Annotated in this window: 15 protein-coding genes and 1 pseudogene; 8 read left to right on the forward strand and 8 right to left on the reverse strand. The window is 51.5% G+C overall.

Annotated features, from left to right (window positions below; all coding sequences use genetic code 11):
• The coding region (locus B3F49_RS02060) for a ketopantoate reductase family protein (RefSeq protein WP_293908758.1) at window positions 1-279 on the reverse strand (279 nt) is incomplete at its 3' end.
• Window positions 280-468: 189 nt separating this feature from the next.
• Between B3F49_RS02060 and B3F49_RS02065 the strand changes: the two genes are divergently transcribed.
• The 5 genes from B3F49_RS02065 (at window position 469) to B3F49_RS02085 (ending at window position 3,845) form a co-directional block, all read left to right on the forward strand.
• The gene (locus B3F49_RS02065; protein WP_293892609.1) at window positions 469-756 is read left to right on the forward strand and encodes a type II toxin-antitoxin system RelE/ParE family toxin; all 288 of its coding nucleotides are present in this window, start codon (window positions 469-471) and stop codon (window positions 754-756) included.
• 23 nt (window positions 757-779) lie between these two features.
• The gene (locus B3F49_RS02070; protein ID WP_293892606.1) at window positions 780-1,100 is read left to right on the forward strand and encodes a HigA family addiction module antitoxin; all 321 of its coding nucleotides are present in this window, start codon (window positions 780-782) and stop codon (window positions 1,098-1,100) included.
• A gap of 287 nt (window positions 1,101-1,387) precedes the next feature.
• Window positions 1,388-1,720 carry a hypothetical protein gene (locus tag B3F49_RS02075; protein WP_293892603.1) on the forward strand — a complete coding sequence of 111 codons (333 nt, stop codon included), beginning with the start codon at window positions 1,388-1,390 and terminating at the stop codon, window positions 1,718-1,720.
• Window positions 1,698-3,545, forward strand: coding sequence for a heavy metal translocating P-type ATPase (locus tag B3F49_RS02080; protein WP_293892600.1), 1,848 nt, complete (start codon window positions 1,698-1,700; stop codon window positions 3,543-3,545). The genes B3F49_RS02075 and B3F49_RS02080 overlap by 23 nt, the downstream gene beginning before the upstream one ends.
• Before the next feature lie 72 nt (window positions 3,546-3,617).
• On the forward strand, window positions 3,618-3,845 hold the full coding sequence (locus B3F49_RS02085; protein ID WP_293892597.1) for a heavy-metal-associated domain-containing protein: 228 nt from the start codon (window positions 3,618-3,620) through the stop codon (window positions 3,843-3,845).
• 56 nt (window positions 3,846-3,901) lie between these two features.
• On the opposite strand, the gene xdhC is transcribed toward B3F49_RS02085, so the two are convergent.
• From xdhC to xdhA, 3 genes are read right to left on the reverse strand one after another with little or no spacing between them, the layout of a single operon-like run.
• Window positions 3,902-4,390: a xanthine dehydrogenase subunit XdhC gene (gene xdhC, locus B3F49_RS02090; RefSeq protein ID WP_293892594.1), complete on the reverse strand. Its 489-nt coding sequence runs from the start codon at window positions 4,388-4,390 to the stop codon at window positions 3,902-3,904.
• Window positions 4,383-5,270, reverse strand: a complete 888-nt coding sequence (gene xdhB / locus B3F49_RS02095) for a xanthine dehydrogenase subunit XdhB (RefSeq protein WP_293892591.1) — start codon at window positions 5,268-5,270, stop codon at window positions 4,383-4,385. Before xdhB ends, xdhC begins: the two co-directional genes overlap by 8 nt.
• 11 nt (window positions 5,271-5,281) lie before the next feature.
• Window positions 5,282-7,570, reverse strand: a complete 2,289-nt coding sequence (gene xdhA / locus B3F49_RS02100; protein WP_293908760.1) for a xanthine dehydrogenase subunit XdhA — start codon at window positions 7,568-7,570, stop codon at window positions 5,282-5,284.
• A gap of 391 nt (window positions 7,571-7,961) precedes the next feature.
• Here xdhA and B3F49_RS02105 point away from each other — a divergent pair, with 391 nt between their 5' ends.
• Window positions 7,962-8,186: a response regulator transcription factor gene (locus B3F49_RS02105; RefSeq protein ID WP_293908762.1), complete on the forward strand. Its 225-nt coding sequence runs from the start codon at window positions 7,962-7,964 to the stop codon at window positions 8,184-8,186.
• Between the two features lie 44 nt (window positions 8,187-8,230).
• A complete protein-coding gene (locus B3F49_RS02110) occupies window positions 8,231-9,022 on the forward strand; it encodes a DUF4037 domain-containing protein (RefSeq protein WP_293892582.1) in 792 nt (263 codons plus the stop codon).
• Here the strand turns inward: B3F49_RS02110 and B3F49_RS02115 are convergent.
• The 3 genes and pseudogenes from B3F49_RS02115 to B3F49_RS12375 all read right to left on the reverse strand — a co-directional run.
• Complete coding sequence (locus B3F49_RS02115) at window positions 9,019-9,312, reverse strand: hypothetical protein (RefSeq protein ID WP_293908763.1); 294 nt, start codon at window positions 9,310-9,312, stop codon at window positions 9,019-9,021. The two genes, B3F49_RS02110 and B3F49_RS02115, sit on opposite strands and share 4 nt — an antisense overlap.
• A gap of 206 nt (window positions 9,313-9,518) precedes the next feature.
• Window positions 9,519-9,773, reverse strand: a complete 255-nt coding sequence (locus tag B3F49_RS02120) for a hypothetical protein (protein ID WP_293908765.1) — start codon at window positions 9,771-9,773, stop codon at window positions 9,519-9,521.
• A 37-nt stretch (window positions 9,774-9,810) separates the two neighbouring features.
• Window positions 9,811-9,990 (reverse strand): annotated as a pseudogene (locus B3F49_RS12375) (hypothetical protein); the annotation flags it as partial.
• Window positions 9,991-10,190: 200 nt separating this feature from the next.
• On the opposite strand from B3F49_RS12375, the gene B3F49_RS02125 reads away from it, so the two are divergent.
• Complete coding sequence (locus tag B3F49_RS02125) at window positions 10,191-10,637, forward strand: hypothetical protein (protein WP_293908767.1); 447 nt, start codon at window positions 10,191-10,193, stop codon at window positions 10,635-10,637.
• On the opposite strand, the gene B3F49_RS02130 is transcribed toward B3F49_RS02125, so the two are convergent.
• Window positions 10,634-13,396: ATP-binding protein (locus tag B3F49_RS02130; RefSeq protein ID WP_293908768.1), on the reverse strand; the 2,763-nt coding region annotated here is incomplete at its 5' end. The genes B3F49_RS02125 and B3F49_RS02130 overlap by 4 nt on opposite strands.

The following is a 13,396-nucleotide window of genomic DNA, read 5'->3' on the forward strand; positions in this document are numbered from 1 at the left end:
CTTTGCTAGATAGCTGCGAAGAAACGTGGCGACTTTGCGGTTCTCCAGTTGCTTGGTCAAGAGGAAGATCAGGTCGTAGGTCCCCTGCATCTGCTCGGGCAACCGTGCTTTCACCGGTACACTGAAATCGGCCTTTCCTACGATGCGAGCCCCTTTTTGCTGCAAGGCGGTGACATGAGCCTTGTTGCGGCTGATCAAGTCACACTCGATACCCTGTTTGGTCAGATACGCTCCCAAAACCGTTCCCAACGATCCTGCTCCATATATGGCTGTGCGCATAGATGTCCCTCTTGGCACCAAGCGTAACGAGGACGTTCATTTGAGGCAAGAGCCCTGCATTGCATCCGGTTGCAGAAGATTGGGAATGCAGCGTTCCCAAATAAAAAGCGGGACACAGCTGACTGGTCGGACTTTGCAGTAGTGGAGTTTCTTGTTGAAATATATTTCATAATGAATTATACTTCGACCATGATCAGATCCTTCAGTGATTCGAGAACAGAACATGCATACCACCGATTGTTCGACAAACGCCTTCCTCAGGATGTCGCAAAACGCATCTACCTGAAGTTGAAAAGCTTGGATTCTGCACTGACGATCAATGACGTACGAATTCCTCCAAGCAATCACTTGGAATTATTGCTCGGATGCGGTCTTCAACGTTACAGCATCAGGGCAAATAATCAATGGAGGATTTGTTTTACATGGAAAGAAGAAACAGCGGAAGCTTGGGATGTCCAGCTTGTCGATTATCACTGATGAAGAAAAGGAGGCGAAGTACAATGGATGATGAATACACACTGGCTCCTGTAACCATCGGAGAATACTTGAGGACTGAGTGGCTCCAGCCCCTGGGATTGTCAGCTTACAGAGTGGCAAAGGATATCGGCATCACAGCGGGTGCAATGCTGAATATTCTCAATGGGAAAAGAAACATGTCCCTCGATACTGCATGGCGTCTAGCCCATTATTTTGGAATGTCCAGGAATTATTTCATCAATCTGCAGAATGCTCTCGAGTCTGATGCCAAAGAGGAAGAGTATCAGAAAACGATTGCCACACTGCCGGTATATGACCGCATGTCAATGGTATGTGAAGAGTAGTACCAACAGGTACAAGAAAAGAGGATATAACAAAAAGNNGTAGGTCCCCTGCATCTGCTCGGGCAACCGTGCTTTCACCGGTACACTGAAATCGGCCTTTCCTACGATGCGAGCCCCTTATATGGCTGTAAGCGTACCGAGACGGCCTGCTTGAGGCAGGAGATGAGCAAAAGCCGACAACAAAATCTTTTTTCACATAATCATCCAAAGTTGATTCTAATCAATTATTCTTTCTCCTTTCGATGCTACTGTACTGCTGTAACAGAGAGAAAAAAGGAGATCACACTATGTCAAATACTACAACGTTTACCACTGCAAAGAAGCAATATCTCAAGGTTCTGAAACAATATGTTCCCATTGTAGACCGTGTTCACGGGTCCAATCACCCTGAATTTCATGATGTACGCCAGACCTTCGAGGCAATGGTCCAAAAGATCGAGCAGGCAGGTGCAAAGCATCCTGCATTGCAGCAGGAGTTTGCCTTGCTGAGGACCATCACCGACAATTACACCATCCCCCAGGATGTGTGTGAGACCTATGAGGCGGTATATCACATGCTGTCACAACTCGATGAAGCATACACAAAAGGAGCAGGCGATGCAGAAATTCATACTAGGTAGAAAGAACCATATAACCATCATAAGTGCAATCCTGATCATCCTCGGCTTTACCAGTGAGCTGGCGTTTCACCAAGAACAGATGGCTATGTGGTCGCTCATGCTTGCCTCGGTGCTTGGAGCTGCTCCGATCGCCATCCAAGCCTATCAAGCACTGAGGGTCAAGGTTGTCAGCATCGATGTGCTGGTAACGCTGGCGGTCGCAGGTGCCTTTATCATCAGGAACTTTGAAGAATCAGCAATTGTCACATTCCTGTTCTTGTTCGGCTCGTATCTGGAGCAGCGTACGCTGCAGAAAACCCGATCGGCGATCAAGGAATTGACTGAGATGGCGCCCGAGAGTGCCTTGAAGCTGAGCGAGAGCGGAGAGTTTGAGGAAGTAGCCGTCGATGAAGTCGATGTCGGTGATACACTCCTTGTCAAAACAGGTGCGAAGGTTCCCGTCGATGGTACCGTCCTTACCGGCGAAGGCCATATCAACGAAGCGAGCATCACCGGTGAGGCCGTGCCTGTCGGCAAGAGGAAGGGCTCGCAGGTATTTGCCGGAACCATTCTGGAAAATGGGACTCTGCAAGTCGTTGCCGACCGGGTGGGAGAGGATACCACCTTTGGAAGGATTATCGAGTTGGTCGAGGAGGCCCAGGACTCAAAGTCGGAGGCCGAGCGTTTCATCGACCGGTTCTCAAAGTATTACACTCCCGCCGTCCTGATACTTTCCACGCTTGTATGGATATTCTCACAGGATATTGAACTTGCCATCACCATTCTGGTGCTCGGTTGCCCAGGTGCCTTGGTGATCGGAGTTCCCGTCTCCAATGTCGCAGGCATTGGCAACGGTGCACGCCATGGCGTGCTGCTCAAGGGCAGTGAAGTCATTCACGATTTCAGCAGGGTCGACACCATCGTCTTTGACAAGACAGGAACGCTGACTGAAGGAAATCCCTCTGTTGCAGACACAAACTACTATGTCTCCGATATCCGGAAAACCTTGGGCTATCTGTCGAGCGTAGAAAGAGAATCAGACCATCCATTGGCCAAGGCGATCGTTCAGCATTTGGGTCCTGTCGATACCTTTGCTGTACAGAAGACCGATGTGGTGGCGGGCGGGGGCATTGTAGCCGAGGTGGACGGTCACACGGTTGCCGTCGGTAATGTAGGCTTGATGGAGCAGCAGGGAGTGCCCCTGGCTGAGAAGGTCCGCAAAGATATTGAGCGTTTTGAAGCGATGGGAAACTCGCTTGTGTTGACATCCGTTGACGGTGAGCTTCATGTTTTGATGGGAATCCGCGACCAAATACGCGAGGGTGTGAAGAGCCATCTGCAAAAGATGAAGAAACTGGGGGTCAAGCACTTGGTAGTCCTCTCCGGAGACAACCAGGGGACGGTGGACTTGGTGTCAAAACAGCTGGGTTTGACACAGGCTCACGGTCACATGTTGCCCCAGGACAAGGCAGCGTTCATCAAGAAGCTGCAGGCGGAAGGTCGAATGGTTGCTTTTGTGGGTGACGGGGTGAACGACAGTCCCTCGCTCGCCTTGGCCCAAATCGGCATTGCCATGGGCAGCGGTACCGATGTAGCCATCGAAACGTCGGATGTGGTGCTGATGAATTCAGACTTCAGCCGCCTTCCCCACGCCCTGGGCTTGGCAAAAGCTACGGCACGCAACATGCGCCAGAATATTGCAATCGCAGTGGGAGTGGTGCTGATTCTCTTGGCGAGTGTGTTTTTCAGTGAGTGGATGAATATGTCCATCGGAATGTTGGTGCATGAGGCAAGCATTCTTGTGGTGATTCTCAACGGAATGCGCCTACTTCACTACCGAAGTTGATTTGAATCAATTACGAAAAAAAATAATCTTGGTATGCTAGCCATACCATACAATGAAAGGAGTCAACATACTATGAAAAAACTTACCATCCAGCTGCAGACACTGACTTGTCCGTCCTGCATGCAAAAGATTGAGAATGCAACCAAAGCACTGCAAGGAGTGCAGAAGGAGAGTGTGAAGGTTCTGTTCAACGCTAGCAAAGTCAAGCTTGACTTTGATGACTCTGTCATCACCTCTGAAGCAATCGAGCAGGCCATCACCACGTTGGGTTATGAGGTGAAGAATTCACAAGTCAAATAAATCCAGGATGGAAAGCAACAAGAAAAACGGGACTGCTTACGCAATCCCGTTCATTGTCAGCCTTTCTTCTGCTCAATACGCTTCTTCTGTGTCTTTTCGATAGCATCGACTATGTGTTCATAGCCGGTGCATCGGCAGAGGTTGCCGGAGATCTGTCTGCGAATCTCCTCGCGGGTGGAAGGGCTGTCCTTCTCAATGATGGGAATGGAAGCCATGATGAAGCCGGGGGTGCAGAAACCGCATTGCACCGCTCCCTCATCGATGAACGCCTGCTGGATGTCACTGATGGCACCCTTGGTGTCACTGAGGCCTTCGAGGGTCAGGATGGTTTTTCCCTCTGCCCAGATTGCCATATAGATGCAGGAGTTGAAAGGCTTGCCGTCGATCAGGACGGTGCATGCACCGCATTCACCTACGTCACAGCCGTGCTTGATGCTGTCCAAACCAGCTTTGCCACGGAGCATATCTAATAAGGATGAGCGGACATCCACTGAGAAAACCCGCTCTTTTCCGTTGACGATACAGTGTATATCTTTATTAGCCATTGATGGTTCCTCCTGCTTTCTCGACTGCCGCCTTCGTTGCTCTTCTTGCCATTTCCTTTACCAGTTGCAAGCGGAATTCCTTGGATGCACGCCAGCTGGTTCTCGGCTTCACATCGGCCAAGGCTCCCGCAGCCACTACGTCAAGCAGTTGCTCGTTCAGCTCGTGGCCTTGTGCATTCGCCTCGGCAGTCGTGGAGCGGATGGGAGTCGGGGCGGCAACACCGAAGGCGATGCGTAGGCGGTCGATGTGCTTCTTGTCACGGGAAAGTCTCACATTGACCGAACAGCCGAGGGTGGCGATGTCCATCGCCTTGCGCATTGCATACTTGATGTAATGGCCGCTGGTGTTCTCATAGTTCTCCTTGGCGATGCGGATGCCGCTCAGCATCTCGCCTTCCCTGATGTCCACCTTGCCCGGTCCAAGATTGAACTCGGCATAGGGAAGGAGGCGGATACCGTCAAGACTGGTGATTTCCAGCACTGCATCGTAAGCCTTCAGCGTGGTTGCACTATCGGCACTGGTCACCCCGTTGCAGATATTGCCGCCGATGGTCCCGATGTTTCGTACCTGCGGCCCGCCGATCTGGTCGACTGCCTCCCCGAGGACGGGAACATGCTGCTTGATGACCGGATGCATCGAAACATCGGTGAAGCTGGTAAGCGGGCGGATGAGAATCGAGCCATCGTCCTCAAGGCAGATTCCTCTCAGTTCATCAAGGCAGTAGATGTTGATCAAATCGCAACCGGCAAGCTTTCCTTCGCGAATCTTGATCAGGATGTCACTGCCTCCGGCAAGCCACAACGCCTGGGGATGCTCCTTTTTCAAGCGCAAGGCTTCTTCCACTGTTGTCGGTTCGTAGAGGTTGTTGAAGTTATACATACACTGTTTCCTTATTTGATCAGGGCCGCTTCGGTGAAGGCCTCGAACATCCGCTGCGGGTGCAGCGGAATGGCATTGATGGCAACCCCGGTTGCATTGAGCACCGCGTTGCGTATGGCCGGTGCGACCGGAATCGTCGGAGGTTCACCCAGGGACTTGTTTCCGTACGGGCCGGTTGGGTCGTTGGTCTGTACGAAGTCCGCATGGAGCTCGGGAGTGTCGATGGCCGTCATCAGCTTGTAGTCCAGCAGGTTGTCATTGAGCATCTGGCCGGTCTTCGGATCGAACTTCAAGTGTTCGTAGAGACCGTACCCAAGGCCCATGCTCATACCGCCGTGAACCTGTCCGCGGGCGGTCTGCATGTTGATGATTTTCCCTGAATCATGCACGTTGATAATATCCAGAACCTTTACCTGGCACATCGGGATATCCACTTCGACCTCGGTGAAACAGACACCGAATGAGTAGGTGTTGTCGGTGCAGTGGTGGGACTCCTCGGCGGCGATATGGGTGGAATTGGTAAGGCTGTAGCAGGACTCGATGGCCACATCGGCGACGCTGAGTAGCTTCTCATCCTTGTTGGTATGCACAATGTTGTTGTCCTTGATATCCAAATCCCAAGGATCTTTTTTCAGCATGAAGCCTGCGAACTCGAGGATCTTCTTTCTGAAGGACTCGGCTGTCTTCTTCACCGCCATGCCGGAGACATAGGTTTGTCTTGAGGCATACGCTCCGGTGTCATACGGGGTTACATCGGTGTCCTGTTTGCTGACTACATGGACCTTGTCCACGGTCACTCCGATGGTCTGGGCCGCCATCATGGCAAAAACGGTGTCGGCTCCCTGCCCGATTTCAGTAGCGCCGATCTGCATCTGCAGTGAACCGTCCTGGTTGAGGACCATGCGACAGGCCGATGTCTCCAAGCTGATGGGGTAGACGCCTGTTTTGTAGCAGAAAATCGCCATGCCCACACCCTTTCTGATCGGGCCGCTCTGGTTTGCATAGGCAAGACGCTTTTTTGAGTAGTCGAGGTACTTCTCGCCGCGGTCGATGCACTCTTCAAGGCCGGTGGAGTGGCAGGTGATTGTGGTGATCGGGTCGACATAGCCGAGCTTCATCATATTCTGCTTGCGAAGCATGATCGGGTCGAGCCCGGTCTGCCTGGCAATGTCATCGATGTGGGCTTCCAAGGCAAAACCGATCTGGGGAATGCCGTAGGCGCGCATCGCTCCTGCAGTCGGCAGGTTGGTGTAGACTGTATAGGCCTCGCTCTTGATCGCTCCCACAGGATACATCATGCGAAAGCCGTTGACCGCATTCGCAACAAGGGCGTGGGCGTGGGAGGCGTAGCCGCCTTGGTTGGAGTAAGCCTTGATTGTACGGGCCGCAAAGCTGCCGTCCTTACGGATGTAGCTCTCGATATGGAACTGCATGGCGTGCCGGGTGCGGGTTGAAGCAAAGGTCTCTTCACGGGTGTAGGCAAGCTTGACCGGCCGTCCACCTACTCTCGTAGTAAGAAATGCATTCAGCGGTTCAGTCAGTGCATCCTGCTTGTTGCCAAAGCCACCACCGATGTACGGTTTGATGATCCTGATCTTCCCAAATCCTACACCAAGGGCTTGCGCGCAGACGCGGCGTACGATATGGGGAATCTGGGTGGAGCTGACCACTACGATTTTATCGTTCTCCATATAGGCGAAGGAGTTTGCACTTTCGATGTGGCAGTGGCTGACCACCGGCGTCTCATAGTCTCCGACCACCTTGATCAAGCCCTCTTCCTGGATTGCCTCTTCGAATTTGCCGATCTCGTATGTTGACTTCACCACGATGTTGTTCGGTCGTTCCTCATGAATGACCGTGGCTCCTTCCTTCATCGCATCTTCGACGGTAAGGATGGGAGTGTACTCCTCATAGGTGACCTTGATTTTTCTCACTGCCTCCTCGGCGGCAATTTCATCCTCTGCAATAACGGCGGCGATGTCGTCGGCATAACAGCGAACCCTGGCATTGAGCAGCTTTCGGTCGGCAATATCCTGATGCTTGGGATCGGTCGACCAAGGGTGTCCGGCGGTGGGGAACTGGATGTCAGGGACATCAAAGCAGGTGACAATGTCCACGACGCCTTTGACCTTCCATGCTTCGCTGAGGTCGAACTCCTTGACCCAGCCGTTTGCAATGGTACTGTGCAGCACCTTCGCGATCAGGGCATGGGCGGAGACCAAATCGTCAGTGTATTTCGCTTTACCTGTTACTTTGTCGAATGCATCGACTCGTTTCAGGGAAGTTCCGATTATGTCCATGAAGTCCTCCTTCCAATAAGGAACCAACGTTCGTGCACTCTTCCTGGAATTGAACAACCCGCCATGCATCGGCGGCAAGAAGGGCGACCTTTCTTCTATGTAGGTCAATAATACAACAATCTGCAACAAATACAAGAAAAAACTTGGAGGAGATTCGAAAGAAACCCCACAGTCTTGGTATTGGTTGCGTGTATAAGTTTATCATTTTTATCCCTCCGTGACGACTCCCCCGCCTGCGTGAGAGTGGGATGGCTTTTCCTCTGGTATCATGAAGAAGCCAAAAAAGGAGTAATGTATGGCATGCCGGCATCCCCAGGAGTTGGTCTGAGCCCGCATTGAACAATTCAGATTAGGTTTTGCCCGACTGTTGGAGCAGGTTGAGCATCCCACGATGAGTACGAACCATGCCTCATTGCAATCGTTTGCTGCTGACAGTGGTAGGGAAGTCGAGGTGTTGCGCTTGGTAGCTGAGGGAAAAAGTGACAAGGAGATTGGTTGTGCTCTTTCTGTCTCGATTAAAACTGTGGCCAATCATAATCGCAGCATCTATGCAAAATGCCGTGTCAATGGACGCAACGAGCTGTTGGCCAAACTCTTTTCCCTGTCTGGCAGCTGAAGAGATAGCTTTTCTCTTTTTCAATGGTATGTCACTATAAGCCCATGATTGAATCCTTTATCGCAACCTTGGCTGCCCACCCGGATGTTGAGGCTCTTACGCTTGCAGGTTCCCAAACCGGTCTCGGACCCGACACGCTGTCCGATTATGACCTGTATATCTACAGCCAGCAGCCGCTGCCTTTGGCTTTCCGTCAAGCATTGGCTGAGCAATTTGCTGCAAAGGCCGAACTGCAGAATGACTACTTCGGTCCGGGCGATGAGATGCAGCTCAAGGATGGGACGTTTGTCGATCTGATGTATCGCAATCTCGATTGGGTGGAAGAGGAAATAAAACGCGTCTGGGTGGGCCATCAGGCCCGGGTGGGGTATTCGACAGCCTTCGTGCACAATATCAAGACATCGCAGGTGTTGTTTGACAAGCGTGGAAGGTTCACGCAGCTGAAGCAACTGCTGGAGTCTGAGTATCCTCAAGCCTTGCAGAAAGCGATTATCACCAATAATTACCCCTTGCTCAGAAGCAAGCTTACCGCATCCTTTTTCGAGCAGATCGAGCATGCCGTACAGAGAAAAGACTCCATCAGCCTGATCCACCGCACCTCTGCATTGCTTGAGAGCTACTTTGATATTCTCTTTGCCTTGAACAAGCAGACGCACCCCGGTGAGAAGCGACAGGAGGCTTGGGTGCATGCAACCTGCACGTTCATTCCCCCTCTCTTCGATGAGGATATCAAAGAACTTACCCAAAGCATCGGGCATGCCAGCCAACTTGAAGTGATAACCCGGCTTTTGGACCATCTTGATGAGCTTTTGAAACAAGAGGGGTGGTTGACCTAGAGCCTGTAGACCCGCTTAGGGTTGGTATGCAATATCTGTAGGCAGATGGTTTTCGCTTCATCCAAACCAAGGGAGCCTCTATCCACCAGATTGGAGAACGCTATGGCAACATGGTGCTTTGCCAATACCAGATGTCCGTACACCAAATCGGCTTTGGATTCGTCACCACCAAAGGCGAAAAGCTTGGTAATGGGAACAAGGTCCAAACTTTCTTCGAGCTCACTTTCGGCAGTAATGGCCACATACATTCTGAATGACGAAAACCCAAGCCCGAAAATCGTTGAAACCAAGCTTTTTCCTTTCCCGAGTGGTGGATTTTTGCCGGGTGATCTCTTCCGGGTTTCTTAAGCAGGATGTTTGCACCGGATTTTCTTGCCCTCCAACATTATTTGCCTTTTGTCCTTATGGCCATGGACGCGGTTCATGGCCGCTCCTGCGTGGGCGGCCTTTTCTGGATGCTGGATATGGTCTTGGTAAGGGACTTCTTTGTTGCTTGCTACACGCTCCCTTCGAAAGCCTTTTCGTATGGGGAGCCGAGATGATGCAGGACTTTGCTTTCCTCAGGGGGAAGGGATGACAGTATCAGCATCTCGACGCCCCCGTCGTCGTATTCCCCGGCCACGGAAAAGTTTGTGGTATCCGTCTGCAGGTGTGCCGTATCGATGTCCACGCGGTGCCTGAGTTGCTCCATGACCTTGGTGAAAAGCCTGTCCTCCTCGAATCCTGCAATGGCGTCCAGCGTCTCGCCCATCGCATACTCGTTGAAGCATTCCGCCCTGGCCGTGGGAGACCTCATGGTGTCGCCGCTTGGGCAGCAACCTGTCAAAGAGCTCAAAGAGCCCATATTCCTTGAAGAAAGCTGCAAGGATGGGGTAGTGCTTGAAGGAGAGCTGGGTGCTTCGTAAGGGTTGGATGATCTGTTTCATGGGGCCGACCGGGAATGACTTAACTGATTGCAATGCAATCATATAAAGTCCTTTTGTCAAAAGTCATGCCTATATATTACAACAAATTATGGAAGAAAATATAAAGTCTTAAATCAATTTTATGTATGCCTGCAAGCAAAAGACGCAGGGCTTTTCAGGGCATGAAAAACCCCTCAGTATATTTAGGGTGCATGGGGTGGACAAGGACATATTGGGTTAATTCAGGAAAGTGGAATATTTAAGTGCCGAAAGTGAGATCTGCATTGCTCCCCATAGCAAAAATTCAGCAAACCTTGGGCGTCACCGCCCTGCTCGGCCCATTGGTGACCAACCGAAAAAAAACCTTGGAATTGGGCTACACCGAAGAAGAAACTGATCACATATTGCTGTTTGCCGGCTTTTCGGTCAACGATACGCTGCTCGAGCAGATGGCGCGGGGAGATGAGTTTGTTGCTCAGACCAAAGCTCTTGCCTATCCACCCGAAGTTCCCTACTTCAAGGTCATCTCAAGACAGACGTATGAGACACCCAATAAACAGTTATCCATTACACCTCAGGAATACCAAATGGAGCATCTCAAGAGAATTGGCCCACATGCTACGTATGAAGTGCTTGAAGGGACGCACTTCATTTACCAGACCAATGTGGAACGAATTGCCTCCATTGTGGATGAGGTGCTGAATACCTAAGCGTTGCTCACATACTCCTTCGCTTCCCGAAGCACCTGAGCAAGCACGATGAACACCATATCCAGCGCCTCTTGAGGTGGCAGGTTTCTGTTCTCCAGGCTGTGTTGTAGATTGGCACAGAGTTTTTGCGCCTGCAATGCCCCGATGGTACCACAGCTTCCCTTTGCCTTGTGGGCGAGTTCTGCTCCAGCGTGAAAATCCTGCTGGTCAAGGGCCTTTCTCAAACTTGGAAGCAGTTGCTCCAACTCTAAAATAAAGGCGCCCAGTACTCTCAGGTAGAGATTTTTATCCCCACCCACACTGAAAACTCCCCGTTCGAAATCGATGCTCTTCCTCCTCTGATGGTAGGGAAGGGCTAGTTCAGCCACCTTGCTGATAAGCTGGTCGGGATCGTATGGCTTGCCGATCAGATCAGTCACCCCGATCTCCTTGCAGCGCCTGCGGACCGTCTCCATCAGGTCGGCACTGGTGACGATGATCGGGATGTTTTCGTTCTTCGACCTGATCAAGGTGGAGGATTCATATCCGTCCATCACGTCCATATGCAGGTCCATCAGCACGATATCGAGAATCTCTTCCAAGGCAAGGAACAACTCATACCCAAGCTTTCCATTGGCGGCAAGATGAACCGTCCAACCCTGACGCTGCAAAATTTCCTGGGCGATGATTTGGTTGGTGGAATTATCCTCAACCACCAGGATCTGCAGCGGGATATCCACAGAGGCTTGCACGCCTGACTCGCTTCTCTTTCTCTCTTCTTCCGCTCTTCCAAACAAATGCAGCAATGCATTGAACAACACCGAGTTGATCAAGGGCAGGGGAAGAACAACGTCGATGAAGGCTGAACTCTTGATTTGGGAATCATCATGCACAAGTGCAAGGAGTCTTGATCGCTTGTTCTCCTGTTGTTCCAAAGCCTTTGCCAGAGAGTCGGGGCAAGCCAGACTGTCTGCAAGCTCAATGACAACCAGATCAAAGTAATTGCCGCTCTCCAGTACTTTTGTTGCAAGAGAAGGTGAGGAGACTGACTCCGACTGAATGTTGTACTCCTTGAAAAGGGTCCCGATGCGATCATCGAGGTATCGGTCGGCGCAGACAACCAGAGCCTTGATTGCAGAGAAATCAACGCTTCTTCTTCGCTCGCTTTCTTCGGCCGACCCAAGAATGTCCAAGGTAAAGGGAACCGTGGCAGTGAATGTGCTTCCGATGCCGAATTCACTGGTCACCGAAAGCTTCCCGCCCATTTTCTCCACCAAAGCCTTCACGATGGAAAGACCCAAGCCCGAGCCGCCGTACTTGCGGTGAATGGAAGCATTGGCTTGGACGAAGGGCTTGAAGAGGTTTTCAAGCTGCTCTGGACTTATACCGATACCAGTATCCGTAACTGCAAAACTCAGGGTGCATGATTGTTCGGTCAATGTCTGGACGGAAACGGAGAGCTCAATCTGCCCCTCTTCTGTGAACTTGACCGCATTGTTGAGCAGGTTGATCAGGATCTGGGAGAGGCGGGTGGGGTCTCCCATCAGGCGTTGCGGGACATCGTCTGTCTGGGAGAGCCTGAATTTCAAACCCTTCTGATGAATCAGGTAGGATTCGATGGAGATGCAGTTCTCAAGTACGTCATCCAAGGTGAAGGGGATGTGTTCCAGTACAATGCGATCCTCATCAAGACGCGAGAACTCAAGAATGTCGTTGATGATGCTCTGCATCGTCTGCGTCGCAGCGCTGATGGTCTTTACATACCTTAGCTGGGTGGTATCGAGGGAGGTTTTCTCAAGCAGATAGCTCATGCCGCGAATCCCGTTGAGCGGAGTTCGGATCTCATGTGATACCCGGGCCAGGAATCTGCTTTTCTCCAAGTCGGCCTGCTGTGCCAGCCTCTGAGCTGCATCCTTCTGCTTCACTGCATCCCTGAGACGGGATATCCAAAACAACGAACTGCCGATGATGATGACCAGGATGGATACAATAATGCCGATCCAACGGATGATCGGGCCCATGTCAGGACGACTTTCATAGCGGAGCCAACGGTCGAGGATGCCTGCCATCTCCTCCTCGCTTATGGAATCGAGGGCTTTTTGCATAATAGTTGCCAGCTGCGGCCAATCGCTGCGTACCGCCATATGCAGGTCCTGCAACCCTCCCTCCGAAATTGGAATGAACTGCAGCTCAGTCAAGCCAAGGGTTCGGCTCAGATAGATGCTGGTAGCCTCATTGCCAACGAAAGCCACCTCTTCGCCCCGGTTGACGGCAAGCAGAGCCTCCTCAACGGTATCGTACAGACGCATGGTGATCTCGGGATAGGAGAGAAGAAATCCTTCATGGGAACTATCCCGCTGGACAGCTACCTGACGATGTTCCAAGTCCTTGAAGGTGGTAATCGAAGTATTGCTCTTTTGCACGATGATAGCCCGTTGAAAATGCAAATAGGGCTTCAGGTAGGTCATATATTGCGCCCTTGCCTGGGTATAGCCTACAGCAGCAAGCAAATCGATTGACCTTTCGCGGCTTTTCTGCACCGTTTCGGTCCAACTCAACGACGGATCGTAGGAGAAACTCAGGCCGGTGCGCTCTGCGATGATGGCAAGTACATCGGCGGTGATACCGCCGTGTTTGCCTTCGTTGGAGATGAATTCGAAGGGCACGAATTTGGGGTCGATACCGATTTGAATGGTCGGATGCATGGCAATGAACCGTGCTTCCTCAGCACTGAATTGAAGCTCCGTTTCAGAACCGAACAACAAGGAACACACAAGAGA

Source organism: Sphaerochaeta sp. UBA5836 (assembly GCF_002432845.1).
Taxonomy (GTDB): Bacteria; Spirochaetota; Spirochaetia; order Sphaerochaetales; family Sphaerochaetaceae; genus Sphaerochaeta.

Excerpts from the sequence above, each read along its gene's own strand:
- B3F49_RS02085 (WP_293892597.1), top strand. The coding sequence starts at position 3,618 with ATGAAAAAACTTACCATCCAGCTGCAGACACTGACTTGTCCGTCCTGC.
- B3F49_RS02105 (WP_293908762.1), top strand. The coding sequence starts at position 7,962 with ATGAGTACGAACCATGCCTCATTGCAATCGTTTGCTGCTGACAGTGGT.
- B3F49_RS02080 (WP_293892600.1), top strand. The coding sequence starts at position 1,698 with ATGCAGAAATTCATACTAGGTAGAAAGAACCATATAACCATCATAAGT.
- B3F49_RS02120 (WP_293908765.1), bottom strand. The coding sequence starts at position 9,773 with ATGGGCGAGACGCTGGACGCCATTGCAGGATTCGAGGAGGACAGGCTT.
- B3F49_RS02070 (WP_293892606.1), top strand. The coding sequence starts at position 780 with ATGGATGATGAATACACACTGGCTCCTGTAACCATCGGAGAATACTTG.
- xdhB (WP_293892591.1), bottom strand. The coding sequence starts at position 5,270 with ATGTATAACTTCAACAACCTCTACGAACCGACAACAGTGGAAGAAGCC.
- xdhC (WP_293892594.1), bottom strand. The coding sequence starts at position 4,390 with ATGGCTAATAAAGATATACACTGTATCGTCAACGGAAAAGAGCGGGTT.
- B3F49_RS02075 (WP_293892603.1), top strand. The coding sequence starts at position 1,388 with ATGTCAAATACTACAACGTTTACCACTGCAAAGAAGCAATATCTCAAG.
- xdhA (WP_293908760.1), bottom strand. The coding sequence starts at position 7,570 with ATGGACATAATCGGAACTTCCCTGAAACGAGTCGATGCATTCGACAAA.
- B3F49_RS02110 (WP_293892582.1), top strand. The coding sequence starts at position 8,231 with ATGATTGAATCCTTTATCGCAACCTTGGCTGCCCACCCGGATGTTGAG.
- B3F49_RS02065 (WP_293892609.1), top strand. The coding sequence starts at position 469 with ATGATCAGATCCTTCAGTGATTCGAGAACAGAACATGCATACCACCGA.